Raw genomic sequence first — 14285 nt, forward strand, 5'->3', positions numbered from 1 at the left:
GGAGAGGCCCGGAATGACCGCCTTCACCATTGCCCCGATTGGAACCTGCCGCATCCACACGCCGTTGCGTGATGCCGTGGGCCGCTATCCGATCAAGCAGCAGCTTGGTCGCAACTATGGTTTCGTGCACACCAGCGCTGAGGCGCTGCAGCAAGCCCGCTTCATGTTTGGCCAGGCCGAGATTCCCGCCGACGTGCAGCGCGTGATCTTCCGTCCGTCCAACGGCGAGCAGGCCCGGCGCGGCGTGCACAAGCCGGCCGACCTGTACATGGTCGAATTGTCCTCGCGCAAGCTGCTGACCGTCGACGGCTATCCCATCCAGTCCAACTATCTGGTGCGCTACTTCAGCGAGTTCTTCGCCGACCGCGCGCGGACCCGCACGTTCTGGTCCCAGGCCAGCGACGAGCGGCTGGCCGAGCGCCGCGCGTGGCTGGACCAGGATCCGGTCTTCAAGAGCCTGTCGGCGGACAACCGCGACCTGCTCGCGCGCATCGTCAAGCGTGAACAGACGGATGACGAGATCGCGCAGCAGATGCAGGCGCTGGTCGATCTGCTGGGCCGCGACAAGGTGGTGTTCGTCACGCACGTCAACGCCATGACGCCCGACAATGTGCCGATCGAGCAGCGGGCGCAGTTGATCGCGGCCGTGACCGCCAGCGCCCAGCACATCGGCGTGCCTTGCTACGACCCGACCCCGCTGATGAACAAGATCGGCCAGGCAGACGCGCTGGAGGACGGCGGGCTGGACCTGACGCACTACACCCCGCTGTTTGCCGAACGCCTGTACACCGAATGGTTCAAGACCTTCGTGCGCCCGCGCATGAGCGCCTCCACGCCGCAGTCCGCCGTGCCCAAGCTGGGCGCCGAGGAAAGCGTCGAGCGCATCGAGAAGCTCTGGGACGCCGGCGAACTGCGCGAGGCCTCGCGCCGGCTGCGCGACGTGCTGCGCCGCCATCCGGGCCTGCCCGACCACACGCTGCTGTTCGCGCGCATCCAGGAAGAGCTGGGCGATTACGAAGGCTCGCTGGCATTGCTGGACGGCGCCGATGGCGCGCTGGCCACCGGCAGCAAGGCCGAGCAGATCCTGATGCGCAACCATTTCAAGCTGGGACGCCACGAGCTTGCGCACTCGCTCGCCGCCGGCCTGCTGGGCGACGAGATCGAAACGCCGGAAATCGTGCGCATCGCGGCGATCTCCGCCGGCCACCTGGGGTTCGTGGACGAGGCGCTGGGCAACTGGAAGCAATTGTTCCGCATCTCCTCGCCCCAGGATCCCACCGCCACAGAGGCGGCCGACACCGTGCTGTCGCTGCTGCAGGCGGGCAGCGATATGGACGCCGTCCTGCGCTGGGTCCATGAAGTGCGCGCCGCCATCCCGTCGCATGGCCGTAGTTTCGCGATGCTGTGGCGCGACCGGCTGATCGCCGGAGACCGCGCCGGCCTGCGCGCGCTGGCCTTTGAATCGCCCGCGCTCAAGGACGTGGAAGCGCTGGAACTGGTCAAGGAAGCGACCTGGCGCGGTTGCATCATGGCCGCGGCCGCGCTGGCCGTGTCGTGCAAACTGGCCGACAGCGAACAGGAAGACATTTCCGGCTGGCTGCGCACGCAGTCCGCGGCGTGGGCCGAGGAGGGCACCCAGGCGCTGGAGGAAGGCCGCCTGCGCGATGCCGCCGAGCGCATCTGCGCGCACCGCCTGCTCAATCCGGACGCCCTGGCCGGCGTGCGCGCGCAGCGCGCCTTTGAACGCGCCATGCGCCTGGGCGTGAGGGCCGCGCTGGTGGCGGGCAACCACAAGGAAGTGATCGACCTGACCGACATCGCGCTCGATACCCAGGTCGAGTTTCCCGAGTTGCACGCCATGCGTGGACGCGCGGCCGACGCGCTGGGCGACAAACAGACCGCCATGCGGCACCTGGAGCAGGCCGCGGCAAACGAATCCGCGCCGTTCAGCACGCAATTGCATTTCGCACGGGTGGCGTTCAACGGCGGCTGGTTCGGCGAGGCCATCGACGCCTACAAGATGGTCCTGGCGCATGCCTCGGCGGACCAGAGCGCCAAGGACGAGGCCGAGCGCCAGCTCGGACGGCTCGGACCGCGCGCCATTCGCGGCGCCCGTGAAATCCTGGCGGCCGGCGATCCCAAGGCCGCCTGGGACCTGTTGGATCGTGTGGCGCAATCGTGGCCCGGGATGCCGGAGGTCGACCACGAGAAGCGGCGCATCCTGGCCGTGCTGTACGCGGAAGCGCGCGCGCTGGAGTCGTCCAGCACCTCCGAGCGCCTGGCCTTGGGCGAGCGCATCCTGCAACTGGTGCCCGACGATCCCATCGGCCTGCGCCTGGCCGCGGTCGGCGCCATGCGCCTGCACCGCTTCGAACAGGCCCTGCCTTACTGGCGCGCGCTTCAGGAGCGTTCCGACAACCCTGCCCAGTACGATCACTACATCGAGCGCTGCCAGGTGTGGATCGACAAGGCCAACCGCAGGAAGGCCGCATGAATCCGCCGCTGATTACCGAACGCGAGGAAGCCGCCTCGTCCGAGCTCCAGCAGGTCCAGGCGCGGCTGGAGGAAATCGTCGCGGCATCGGTGCGGGTCCAGGTCGCGCAGGCGAACCTGGCCGACGCGCAGACGTTGGCGCGCGGCCACCTGGCCGACCCCAAGGTCCGCTTCCTGCTGCTCAGGTTGAAAGAGGCGGCGGGCCTGAACGAGGGCATGTCCGAACAGTGGGCCACGCTGCTGCGCGAATGCCCCGATGACCTGGAGATCGTGCGCTACCGGGCGACCCGCCTGGTCAAGGAGCGCCATGTCGATGAGGCGCTGGCCCTGGTCGAGCGGCACTTGCCGGAGTCCACGGACAATCCCTCGAGGCTGTTCGCCCGCGCCAAGCTGTTGAGCGACATCCGCGCGCACGCGCAGTCGGACGAGCTGTTTCGCCGGCTGATCCTGCAGCATACGGATCGCAACATCCGCGTCGAGTTCGCCAAGCGCCTGCGCAAGCGCGGCCTGCTGGCGGACGCGTTCGAGGTCATCGCGCCCGTGGCCAGGCACCTTGCGCCTGGCAGCAAGGCGGCGGAACTGGCCAACGGCCTGGCCAACGACTACGCCTTCTACCAGCGCCTGGAGCCCGAAAGCGCGCTGGCGGGAAAGGACATCAGGATCGTGTCGATGAAGCACGCCATCCTGCATTTCCGTCATCGGCAGATCCCGGAATATTCTCCGGAGAAGCCGGTTTCGGTCGCCCTGGTGACCGGCAGCCTGGGCCCGGGCGGCGCCGAGCGCCAATTGACGCGGCTGGCCGGAGAGCTGGCCCGCATGGCGGACGCGCCCGATGCCGGAGCGGCCGACGCGCCGATGAAGCCGGAAAAGGTCGAAGTGCTGGTCAAGCAGCACACCGAGCCGGCCGGTTCCACCAAGAAGCAGGGACTGGACTTCTTCCTGTCCGTGCTGGTCAAGGCGCGGATTCCGGTCACGGAAATCAACAAGTTGCCGGCGATCTCGGTGGCTCACCAGTCGGTGCCGGATGGCAGCCTGGGCCGCCTGCTGGAGCAGTTGCCGCCGCCGGTCCACTACGGCGTGACGCGGCTGGCGCCCGTGCTGCGCGCCAGCACGTTCGACGTGGTGAGCCTGTGGCAGGACGGCACCTGCCTGTTCGGCGCCCTGGCGGCGCTGCTGGCCGGCGCTCCAACCATTCACCTGGTGTTCCGTGGCTTGCCGCCGAACATCCGCAAGGACCGCTTCCGCGAAGAGTACCCGGAGCTGTACCAGGCCCTGGCCCAGGTGCCCGGCGTGCATTTCGTCAGCAACAGCCGCAAGGCCGCCGAAGCCTATGCTGAGTGGCTCGGCATCCCCATCGTGCGCTTCCATGTGCTGTACAACGGCGTGCCGGACCTGACCACCGACGCCGCGCAGGCCGACCAGGAAAAGTGGCGGGCCTTCCAGGAAAGCACGGCCGACGCCACGGAAACCATCGGCGGCGTATTCCGCCTGGAGCCGGACAAACGCCCTCAGCTTTGGATCAAGCTGGCGGCCATGTACCTGAAACAGCGTCCGCGTGCGCGCTTTGTCATCGTCGGCGATGGCCGGCTGCACGACAACATCGTGGCGTTGGCGGAAGAACTGCGCGTGATGGATCGACTGCTGCTCGTCGGCCTGTCGAACCACGTGGGCTACTGGTATTCGCAAATGGACGCCAAGGTCCTGCTGTCGCGCTACGAAGGCCTGCCCAACGTGCTGATCGAAGCCCAGTTGCTGGGGGTGCCGGTCGTCTCGACGCCGGCCGGCGGCGCGGGCGAGTGCTTCGAGGAAGACCAGACGGGCCACCTGCTGGGCGATGTCGAGCATCCCGACCTGCATGAGGCTTGCGACAAAGTCGCCTCGATCGTCGATCGGGTGCGCGCCGACGAGAGCCTGAAAGCCCAAAGCCGCAAGCGGGCGCAGACCCTGTTTTCGCTGGAGGCGATGCTGGCCAAGTTCCTGAGCCTGTGCATGCCGCTCATGCCAGAGTCGGAGAACGACGCGAGCATGGAACTGCCCCCGATGCGTCTCAAACAGGCTTGAGCGTCCGCCAGCCCCATCCTGGTCCTGAAGATAAAGGAAGTTATGCAAATGAACGTCCCGGCGGCGAGCCCGCGCCGCATTGCGGCGCCGGCCCTGCTGCTGATCACCGTACTCATGCTCAGCGGCTGCCAACTGCCGCGCTCGGGCCCCATGTTGAGCGAGATGACAGGCGCGCACGACGCCAAGGACGTCATCGTGATGCCGGCGTCGCGCGAACTCGCGCGCGCGAGCCGGGTGCCCGAGGTGTCCGATTTTCCCGTTCGCTATCGCGACCTGACCGAGGCCGGCTTCGACACCCTGGTGCCCGGCGATGGCATCAACGTGAAGGTGTGGGAACGCGGCGGACTGGGCGTGTTCGCGGCGGATCCGACGGGGGTGAGCGACCTGGGCAACCAGGAGCTGGACCGCAATGGCTATGTGTCCTTTCCCATCCTCGGCAAATTCAAGGCGGGCGGCATGACGCTGGGGCAACTGCATGACGCCATCGTGGCGCGGCTGAGCCGGCTGGTGGCCGGCGCCGATGTCAGCGTGACGCGCGCCACCGACGCGCGCGGGCAGATGGTGACCGTGCAGGGCAACCTGACCAAGCCGGGCATGTACCCGATCACGCAGACGTCCCAGCGCCTGAGCAGCGCGCTGGCGCAGGCGGCGCCGGTGCAGACCAATCCCGAGCAGCTCGTCATCAGCCTGCGGCGCGACAACAAAGTCGCCTCGGTGCGCCTGTCGGACATTTACCGCAACCAGAACAACGACATCCTGCTGCGCTCGGGCGACGTCATCACCGCGTACGAATCGCGCGAGTTCCTGACGGTGCTTGGCGCGGCCGGCAACCAGGGCCGCGTGGCCATCAGCAAGCGTAACTACAGCGTGCTGGACGCGCTGGCCGACGCCAAGGGGCTGGACGACCAGACCGCCGACCCGCGCTCGGTGTTTCTGTTCACGCCGGCGCAGGCAGGCGCCGAGGGCAAGCCGGACCTGTTGCCAGTGGTGTACCAGTTCGATCTCACGCGTCCGGAACAGGTGGCGCTGGCCCGCGAATTCACGGTGAAGGAAGGCCAGGCGATCTATATCTCCGACGCGCCGTTCACCCAGGTGCAGAAGGTGCTGTCCGCGTTCCGCGTGACCATGAGCGCCGGCTTCAGCGCCACTCGGGCGATCGACTCCGACTCCGGCTCCGGCGCCTCCAACGGCATCAGCCAGTAGCGTGTCGATGAGCAACGAGGATCGGATCAAGGGTTGGCGTTCGCGGAGAAAGGACAGCAGCTACGCGGTGGGATCGGGCGTCGCCGCCTGGCGCCTGGACCCGGCCGCGCTGTTCGAGGCCAAGGCGGAGCCGGCTGTGCTGTTCAAGCCCTTGCTGGCGCGTCTGCAGGGCGAGCCGCACGACTCGGTGGCCGCCCGGCGGGCGGTCTACGAGGCGGTGCAGGCCGAGCTGGACGCGGAGATCGCGCGCGCCGAGGTCGATGAGTCGCTGGCCGATTTTTCACGGCGACGCCTGCGCATCATCGTGCGCCTGCTGGAGCAGGACATCCGCGCCGGCGTCGAGGTGTTCGCGCCGGGCTATATGCCCGCGCGGCTGGTGGCGGAGGATCGGCGCCTGGCCCAGGCGCAGGAGCGGCGCGAGCAGCGGCGCAGGCAGGACGAGGCGCGCGAGGCGCGTCGCCGTGCCTCGCGCAACGATATCGCGCTGGAGATGGAGCTGCCGGCGGGCGAGGCCGGCGACCTGGAGATCCTGCGGGACCGGGTGCGCGGCCTGCATGCCGGGCATCGTCCGCATATCGCCGGCCGCGGCTGGCCAGGCGGACGCACGCTGTTGGCGCTGTTCGTCTATCAGTTGCATGTGATGCATGGCGAAAGCCGGATCGCGCTGTTGTGGGCGTTCGTGGGCCCGGTGGTGCTGCTGACGCTGATTTCGTCGCTCTACATCCTGATGGGCACGCACTACATCCTGGGGATGGACGTGCAGACCTTCTCGCTGTTGGGCGCGACGACCTGGATCATGTTCCGCCAGATCATCTTCCGCAGCAGCACGGCGTATGTGTCGGCGCGCGGCCTGTTGAACTTCCAGGGCGTGTCGCCCTTGATGTGCGCGCTGGTGCAGGCGCTGCTGTACGTGTCGGTGTACCTGGTGGTGTTCGTGGTCCTGATCACCGCCGGCCATGCGCTCGATCTCATCACGCTGCCCAAGAGTTGGCCGGGCTTCATGCTGTACGTGGTGCTGATGGCGTGCTGCGCCGCGGCGATGGGCCTGCTGTTCGGCGCGATCGCGACGTTCTGGCACTTCTTCCTGCGGCTGGCGCCGGTGATCGAACGTTTCCTGCAGATTTTCTCGGGCGTCTTTTTCGTTTCGGAGCAGTTGCCCGAACAATTGCGGCCCTGGATGCTGTGGCTGCCGTTCTCGCATGGCATGCAACTGCTGCGCTCGGCCTACTTTGATTCCTATACGTCGCAGGACGCGAGCCTGGGGTACTTCCTGACCAGCCTGGTTTTCCTGATGGTGGTCGCCCTGGCGGCCGAGCGGCTGGCCCGACCCAACATCCAGCCCATGTGAGGAATGACGATGATCCATCTCAATCGCGTCACGGATGAACCCCTGGCCTTCGGCCACCGGCAGGCGTTGCTGGCCCAGGCCAGCCTCGACATTCCCGTCGGGCGCTATGCCTTGCTGTCGCCGGCGCCGGAGCTGCACCGCCAGATCATCGACCTGCTGTGCGGCCTGCGGCCGCCGCGCCAGGGCTTCGTCCAGCACGACGGCAACGTGTCGTGGGCGATCGGCCGGCAGGGCTTCATCCGCGGCAAGGCCAGCGGCCTGAACATGATCGAGCTGGTGAGCCAGATGTACGAGCTCGACGCCGATGCCACCTATGAACTGGTGGCCGACCTGATTACCGACCCCAAGAGCCTGCCGCGGCCGATGGAGCATTGGCCGCTGTTCGCGCGGCAGGAGTTTTCGTTCGCGCTGGCCCTGGCGCCGGCGTTCGATGTCTACGTGATCGAAGGGGCCATTCCCTTCGAACCCTGCCGTTTCACCCGTCTCTGGCTGGCGCTGTTCGAAGAACGGCTGGTCGGCAGGACGCTCATTCTTTCCAGTTATCGCCAGAATCAATTGGCGGACTATTGCCTGAAGGGCCTGATTTATGAACGAAGCGCACTCCGCATCGAAGACGACCTCGACCAGTGCATCCAGAAGTTCCCCCCGCGACGATCACGAAGCGAATCCGGAACAGGCGACGACGTTTTCGGCGGATTCGACGAGGGCCAGCTCGGCTTCTGAGAGCGGCTCCGAGATCGAGCGCCGGCGCCGCGAACGGCAGTCGGCGTTGGAGGATCGACGCCGCCGGCGCTGGATCAACGCGCTCATCGTCGTCGCCCCGGTGGTCCTGGCGCTGGTTTACGTGCTCTGCATCGCCACGCCGCGCTACGAAGCCGAATCGCGCTTCTTCGTGCAGTCAGGCTCCGGCCAGCAGGGCGGCGGCGCGATGGCGGCCAGCCTGCTCACGACCGGCAACTCGGGCGGCATGCTCGGCGGCTTCGTCGACGGCTGGGCGGTCAGCGACTTCCTCAGGTCGCGCGACAGCATGCGGCAGTTGGACAAGAAGGTCGGCCTGCGCCAATACCTGTTGAATAAGGGCCTGGACCCGGCCAACCATCTGTCGGAGGACTCGAGCGAGGACGATCTGTATCGCGCCTATCGGGCCTCGGTGCAGGTTTCCTTCAATGCGCTGGAGCAGATCGACGTGCTGCGCGTGCGCGCGTATTCGCCCGAGGACGCCGAAACCCTGTCCAGGGCGCTGATCGGCCTGGCGGAAGAGTTCGTCAGCTCCATGAATGAAAAGGGCGTGGCCGACAAGCTCAGGGTCAGCGAGGAATCGGTCAGGCAGGCCGAGCAGAAGGCGCTGAGCGCCCGCGAAGCGCTGACCACCTGGCGTACCACGCACGGCAACATCGACCCGACCGCGACGGTGGCCATGCTGCTGAACCTGTCGAGCCAGTTGGAAGCGGAGCTGAGCACCGCCCAGATCAACCTGGACAAGATCCGCGCGCTGAACAACAAGGACCATTTCATGCTCAAGCCCGCCGAGACGCAGGTCGTGGCCCTGAAGAAACGGCTCGCCGCCGTGCGCCAGCGCCTGAGCGGCGAGGGCAACACGGAAGCGAAACAACTCAAGTCATACGAGGCGCTGCGCAATACGCAGGCCTTCGCCGATTCGAATCTGACGCTGGCGCAGCAGTCCTACCAGCAGGCCGTGACGGACGCCCTGCGCCTGCAGCGTTACCTGTCCATCATCGCGCAACCGGTCTCCACCGACCGGCCCAGCAGCCCGCGCACGGGGGTGCTGCTGCTGCAGGCGCTGGCGCTGGGCTTCGTGCTCATGTTCGTGCTGCGCGCGGCGATGGCATTGCTGAGAGGATTGCGCCATGGTTGATACCACGATAGAACGCCCCGGCGCCCTGGCGCCGACCGCCGCCCAGGCCGCTCCGAGCGATGGCGTCAGCCGCCTGCGCGCCGTCATCAAGCAGATCCTGGAGGCGGATGATCCGTTGCAGGCGATGGCCGGGCTCGGACCGGCGCTGGCGCGGGTGGAGGAGGGCTGGCGCGACGCGCGCCGCCTGCTGGTGTCGCCGTTCGTGAAGGTGGGCCGGCTCGAGCCGGCGATCGCCGCGCTGGAGCGGCTGGTCGAGGCCTATCCGACGCGCACCGACGACCGCCGCCTGCTCGCCAGCCTGCTGGGCCGCACCGAGCAGTGGGACCGGGCCATCGCCCAGGCCGATGCCGCCGCCGCGATCGCGCCCCAGGACGCGGCATTGCAGGCCGCGCGGATACAACTGCGCGTGCAGGCCGGACGCATTCCGCAGGCTGCCGAGGTTGCGCGCCAGACCGCTGCCGTGGCGCGCGCCAATCCGGGCGAGGCGCATTGGTGGATGCTGGCCCATGCGCGCAACGACGATTCGGCCGATGCGGCTGCCATTGCCATGACCTTGCAGGCGGCCGATCTGCCGAACGCGCGCGTGGCGACGGTGGCTGTGCGCGCCTTGCTGGACGACGACCGGGTCGAGGCGGCGATCGAGCTGGGCAACGGCGCGCTGGACGCAGGGCACGACGCCCCGGCGCTGCGCGCATCGCTGGGCCTGGCGCACTTGCGGCGCGCCACCGACGAGGACCGCAAGCTGCATGCCCCGGCGCACTTCGAGGCGGGCTTGAGCGCGGCGCCGGCCGACGTGCGGTTGTTGACGCTGCATGGAGAGACCCTGCTGCGCGCCGGCCGCTACAAGGAGGCCGTGGCGCCGCTTCGCCAGGCCGTGGAACTGGCGCCGGACCTGGAGCAGACCCGCGCCCTGTACGCGCGCGCGCTGCGCTACACGCTGCAGTATGAAGAGGCGGCCGACCAGATGCTGCGGCTGGTCGAGAAGTCGCCCGAAAAGCGACTCTGGCAGCGCGGGGCCATCGGCGCGCTGTCGCAGGCCGGGCGCAAGCAGGAGGCCGAGGCCCTGTTCGAGCGATACGTGGCGCAACGCGGGCAGGCGCTGCCGGCGACTTTCCAGGAAGCCCTGGACCAGTTGGAACACAAACTGGATACCGCCCCGATCCCGCAAGCCCGCCTGGACTGGGCCTGGTCGCTGCGCGACGACGCCACGGCCGACCGTGCGCAATGGGAGCGGCGCGCGCGCTGGGGCCATCTGGTGGATCACCTGCTGTTCGACTGGCTCGAATGCCGCGAGGACAGCGTCGAGGAAGCCATGCAGGTGCTGGGCGAACTGGACACCGGCGAGCGTTTCTTCGCGCCGCTGCTGGCCACCGGCCGGGGCGTGGTGGTGGCCACGGCGCACGTGGGGCCCATGTATGCCGGCCTGATGGCGCTGGAACTGCTGGGCATTCCCTCGCGCTGGCTGGCGACCGCGCCCAGCATCGCCCAGAGCAGCTATGCCGCCGCCCTGATCTCCACCGCCGACCAGACCGAGGCGCAGGTCGCCAAGGCCTGCATGCGCGCGCTGGCCTCGGGCAACGTGCTGTGCCTGGCCGTGGACGGCGCCGCCAACCCGGCCGCGCCACGCGTGGATTTCGAAGGGCAGTCGGTGACCTATTCCAGCTTCGCGGCGCACCTGGCGCACCGCCAGGGCGTGCCGTCGGTGTTCTACACGCCGCGCTGGGAGAACGGCAAGGTGGCCTACACGCTGGAGATGCTGCCCGCCGTGGAACCGGGCGAGGACGCCGATGCGTATGCGGCGCGCTGGCAGGCGGCCTATTTCAAGCATCTGCGGGCGCACGTGGCCGGTCCGCCGGAAAACCTGCGCCTGAGCGGCGGCATCTGGCGTCACGTGCAGTCCGCGGATCGGTCCGCGCAGCGTTAGGGAGTGAATGTCCATGAGAGCGACAACGAATTCAAGGCAAGCGGCGGCGGAGCAGGCGCCGCGCCGCAGGCGCGCCGGTCCGGTCCGTCGCCGGTTGCTGCGCGCGTTGGCCTGGCTGCCCGCGCTGGGCATGCTGTATGGCGGCGCGGCCGCCGCCAGTGAATCCTGCGCCAGTCCGGACGAGCGCTGCCCCTTCGTTTCCGAACTGCTGCAGCAGCGCGAGGGTTATGGCGCCCGGGCCACGGGCGGGCTGGGCGGCAAGTTCATCGAGGTCACCTCCGACCAGGACGCCGGACCGGGCACGCTGCGCGCGGCGCTGGCGCAGGCCAAGAAGGGGCCGACCTGGATCCGCTTCGCCTCGGACATGACGATCGTGCTGGAGTCGCAGTTGCGGGTGCCGTCCAACACCACGATCGACGGCCGTGGCAGGCACGTGGCACTGATCGACGACGGACTGGGTGTGTATGGCAGCAGGAACGTCATCCTCACGCACCTGACCATCGATGGCCGCCTGAACCGGCTGACGCAGGCCGTGAACATCGCCAACGACAGCCGCGACGTGTGGGTGGACCACATGGACCTGTCGCGCATGTCCGACCGGCTGCTGAACGTGAAGAACGGCTCCACCGACGTCACGATTTCGTGGACCAAGTTCCACAACTCGAACAAGGTCATGCTGCTCAACAACATCACCTCGAAGAACCTGTTCGCGAACTACGACCGGGATTCCATCGCGCGCGTGACACTGCACCACAATTATTTCTTCAACACCGTGCAGCGCAATCCCCGGGGCCAGTTCGGCACGTTCCACCTGTTCAACAACCTGCTGGAGAACTGGGATTTCTACGGCATGAGCTTCAGCCTGGAGGCCAAGGCGCTGGTCGAGGGCAATATCTTCAACAACGATGCGAAGCGCCAATGCGTGGAGCCCGAGTTCTTCCCGACGGTGGAAGGGGTGAAGGTGAATTACTGCCGCTACATCCCCACCGCCGCCAAGCGCAGCGCGCTGGACAACGGGGCGTCGGACGAGGGCGCCTACCAGGACCTGAAGGCGGTGCACGGCTATACGCGCGACTTCAAGGCGTTCCTGCGCCTGAAGGACAACCTGTATCTGGGAGACGCGAAACCCGTGCTGCAGGACTACCGCCCCGAGGCCGCGCCGACGCCGCCGTATTGCTATGGCTATGAGACGCCCTCGGCCGAACTGGCGGACCGGATCCGCAAGCACGCGGGGAACACCAGCGGCGATACGCCGCTGCCCGCGACGCGGGTGGGCGCGGGCTGCCCAAGATAGCGGCGGCGCGGCGAGGCCGCGGCGCGCGGGGAACCCGAGTCGGGGGTCAGGCCTGGTGCGACAGCGGCCGCTCGGGAATCGGCGCGATGCGTTCGGGCGGCGGCGACACGCGCCACGAGGCGCGCCGGCGCAGCGCGCCGAACAGCTTGAGGCCTTGCGGCCAGTCTTCCAGTCCGCTGTCGGCGTTGATGTGGCCGGCGCCCGGGATCACCACCACGCGGCTGCCCCAACTCTCGGCAAAGGCGCGGGCGCGTTCCAGCCGGCAGTAGGGGTCATTGTCGCTGGCCACCACCACGCTCTGGAACGGCAAGGAGTGGCGCGGGATCGGCGCGAAACCGCGCAGACAGTCCGGCGCGTCGGGACGCTCGACGTCCGCCGGCGCCACCAGCAGGGCGCCGGCGACCTTGGCGCGCAGCGGCACCGGCAGCGCCGCGCTGATCAGGCAGCCCAGGCTGTGGGCGATCAGCAGCACGGGGCTGCGGGCCTGGTCGACCAGGCCGGCAAGGGTGGATATCCATTCCGCGCTGACCGGGTTCTGCCAGTCACGCTGCTGCACCCGCACCGCGTGCGGCAACAGGGTCTCCCAGCGCGATTGCCAGTGTTCGGGTCCGGAGTCTTTCCATCCGGGGACGATGATCGGTTGGAGTCTCATGGCGGCCATGATGCCGCGCCGGCTTAGTAACGCAAACGAATAAATCCGCTTTTGCATATACGGTGTCGGGCATAAGGGCGGCGGCCCCCCGGATGCGGCACCGCAATATCGAAACCCCGCGCAAGACGGGCCGGAACCCCTGCGAAAGCCGCTATTTTTCAGTGTATGCTTGCCGTGCTAATGCAACGTAACGGGGCGTGACCAATGCATTTCCGGCCGTCCGCCCGGTTCAAAAACCAACGATTACAAGCCATTAAAGGAGTGCACTCATGAAGCAAGCATTTCGTCTGACCCCGGTCATCGCGGCCCTCAGCGTCGCCGCGGGGTTGGCGTTCAGCGCCGGCGCGCAGGCACAGACCATCAAGATCGGCGTGGTGGGCCCCACCACCGGCGCGGTCACCCAGTACGGCGACATGGTCCGTGAAGGCGTCGACACCGCGGTGGAGCGCATCAACGCCGCCGGCGGCATCAACGGCAAGAAGCTGGAAACCGTGGTCATCGACGACGGCTGCGAACCCAAGCAGGGTCCGGTCGCCGCCAACCGCGTGGTCAACAGCAAGATCGGCTTCGTCGTGGGCCACGTCTGCTCGGGCGCCACCATCGCCGCCGCCGACATCTACAACAACGAAGGCGTGGTCATGGTCACGCCCTCGGCCACGTCGCCGGCCCTGACCGACGGCAAGAACTACGACTTCATCTTCCGCACCATCGGCCGCGACGACCAGCAAGGCCCCGCCGCCGCCAAGTTCATCCTGGAAAAGCTCAAGCCCAAGAAGGCCGCCGTGCTGCACGACAAGCAGTCGTACGGCCAGGGCATCGCCACCGCCGTCAAGAACGACCTCGAAAAGGGCGGCGTGCCCGTCGCCATCTTCGAAGGCATCAACGCCGGCGACAGCGACTACTCGGCGGTCATCACCAAGCTCAAGAGCCAGGGCGTGGACTTTGTCTACTACGGCGGCTACCACCCCGAAATGGGCCTGCTGCTGCGCCAGGCGGCCGAGCAGGGCGTGAAGGCCAAGTGGATGGGGCCGGAAGGCACGGGCAATCCGGACATCAACGCCATCGCCGGCGATGCCGTCGAAGGCATGCTGCTGACGCTGCCGGCCGACTTCACCCAGAACGCCGCCAACGCCGAGATCGTCAAGGCCTTCGCCGCCAAGAAGCGCAACGCCAGCGGCGCGTTCCAGATGACGGCCTACACCGCCACCCAGGTCATCGCCGACGGCATCAAGGGCGCCGGCAGCGAAGACCCGACCAAGGTCGCCAAGTACCTGCACGCCAACTCGTTCGACACGCCCATCGGCAAGGTTAGCTGGAACAAGCAGGGCGACCTGACGAACTTCCAGTTCGACGTGTTTGTGTGGCACAAGGACGGTTCGAAGTCCGTTTATAAATAAGGACTTGGCGCGCGATCGGGCGGCTTTGCCGTTCGCC

Annotated in this window: 10 protein-coding genes; 9 read left to right on the top strand and 1 reads right to left on the bottom strand. The window is 67.7% G+C overall.

Annotated elements, in window-relative coordinates; all coding sequences use genetic code 11:
- The first annotated feature begins 13 nt into the window (after window positions 1-13).
- The 8 genes from AAID08_RS13390 to AAID08_RS13425 all read left to right on the top strand — a co-directional run bounded on the left by AAID08_RS13390 (window position 14) and on the right by AAID08_RS13425 (window position 12199).
- The gene (locus AAID08_RS13390) at window positions 14-2494 is read left to right on the top strand and encodes a hypothetical protein (RefSeq protein WP_395757739.1); all 2481 of its coding nucleotides are present in this window, start codon (window positions 14-16) and stop codon (window positions 2492-2494) included.
- A complete protein-coding gene (locus tag AAID08_RS13395) occupies window positions 2491-4554 on the top strand; it encodes a glycosyltransferase (RefSeq protein WP_343719582.1) in 2064 nt (687 codons plus the stop codon). The genes AAID08_RS13390 and AAID08_RS13395 overlap by 4 nt, the downstream gene beginning before the upstream one ends.
- 42 nt (window positions 4555-4596) lie before the next feature.
- Window positions 4597-5757, top strand: a complete 1161-nt coding sequence (locus AAID08_RS13400; protein WP_054502608.1) for a polysaccharide biosynthesis/export family protein — start codon at window positions 4597-4599, stop codon at window positions 5755-5757.
- Window positions 5758-5764: 7 nt separating this feature from the next.
- Complete coding sequence (locus AAID08_RS13405; protein WP_064526645.1) at window positions 5765-7105, top strand: ABC transporter permease; 1341 nt, start codon at window positions 5765-5767, stop codon at window positions 7103-7105.
- A 9-nt stretch (window positions 7106-7114) separates the two neighbouring features.
- Window positions 7115-7828, top strand: coding sequence for an ATPase (locus AAID08_RS13410; protein ID WP_054502606.1), 714 nt, complete (start codon window positions 7115-7117; stop codon window positions 7826-7828).
- A gap of 121 nt (window positions 7829-7949) precedes the next feature.
- Window positions 7950-8981 carry a hypothetical protein gene (locus AAID08_RS13415; protein WP_054502871.1) on the top strand — a complete coding sequence of 344 codons (1032 nt, stop codon included), beginning with the start codon at window positions 7950-7952 and terminating at the stop codon, window positions 8979-8981.
- The gene (locus AAID08_RS13420; RefSeq protein ID WP_336235677.1) at window positions 8974-10905 is read left to right on the top strand and encodes a tetratricopeptide repeat protein; all 1932 of its coding nucleotides are present in this window, start codon (window positions 8974-8976) and stop codon (window positions 10903-10905) included. The genes AAID08_RS13415 and AAID08_RS13420 overlap by 8 nt, the downstream gene beginning before the upstream one ends.
- 130 nt (window positions 10906-11035) lie before the next feature.
- Window positions 11036-12199: a polysaccharide lyase family 1 protein gene (locus AAID08_RS13425; protein WP_054502870.1), complete on the top strand. Its 1164-nt coding sequence runs from the start codon at window positions 11036-11038 to the stop codon at window positions 12197-12199.
- 46 nt (window positions 12200-12245) lie between these two features.
- Here the strand turns inward: AAID08_RS13425 and AAID08_RS13430 are convergent, their stop codons facing one another.
- On the bottom strand, window positions 12246-12851 hold the full coding sequence (locus AAID08_RS13430) for an alpha/beta hydrolase (protein WP_054502869.1): 606 nt from the start codon (window positions 12849-12851) through the stop codon (window positions 12246-12248).
- A 269-nt stretch (window positions 12852-13120) separates the two neighbouring features.
- On the opposite strand from AAID08_RS13430, the gene AAID08_RS13435 reads away from it, so the two are divergent.
- Entirely contained in the window at window positions 13121-14248 is a 1128-nt protein-coding gene (locus AAID08_RS13435; protein ID WP_054502604.1) for a branched-chain amino acid ABC transporter substrate-binding protein, read from the top strand.
- The last annotated feature ends 37 nt before the right edge of the window (window positions 14249-14285 follow it).

The organism is Achromobacter sp. EB05 (assembly GCF_044232075.1).
GTDB lineage: Bacteria > Pseudomonadota > Gammaproteobacteria > Burkholderiales > Burkholderiaceae_B > Achromobacter > Achromobacter dolens.

Bases quoted from the DNA above. Each gene is read 5' to 3' on its own strand.
- AAID08_RS13425 (WP_054502870.1), top strand. From the start codon at position 11,036: ATGCTGTATGGCGGCGCGGCCGCCGCCAGTGAATCCTGCGCCAGTCCG.
- AAID08_RS13430 (WP_054502869.1), bottom strand. From the start codon at position 12,851: ATGAGACTCCAACCGATCATCGTCCCCGGATGGAAAGACTCCGGACCC.
- AAID08_RS13395 (WP_343719582.1), top strand. From the start codon at position 2,491: ATGAATCCGCCGCTGATTACCGAACGCGAGGAAGCCGCCTCGTCCGAG.
- AAID08_RS13420 (WP_336235677.1), top strand. From the start codon at position 8,974: ATGGTTGATACCACGATAGAACGCCCCGGCGCCCTGGCGCCGACCGCC.
- AAID08_RS13400 (WP_054502608.1), top strand. From the start codon at position 4,597: ATGCAAATGAACGTCCCGGCGGCGAGCCCGCGCCGCATTGCGGCGCCG.
- AAID08_RS13390 (WP_395757739.1), top strand. From the start codon at position 14: ATGACCGCCTTCACCATTGCCCCGATTGGAACCTGCCGCATCCACACG.
- AAID08_RS13410 (WP_054502606.1), top strand. From the start codon at position 7,115: ATGATCCATCTCAATCGCGTCACGGATGAACCCCTGGCCTTCGGCCAC.
- AAID08_RS13405 (WP_064526645.1), top strand. From the start codon at position 5,765: ATGAGCAACGAGGATCGGATCAAGGGTTGGCGTTCGCGGAGAAAGGAC.
- AAID08_RS13435 (WP_054502604.1), top strand. From the start codon at position 13,121: ATGAAGCAAGCATTTCGTCTGACCCCGGTCATCGCGGCCCTCAGCGTC.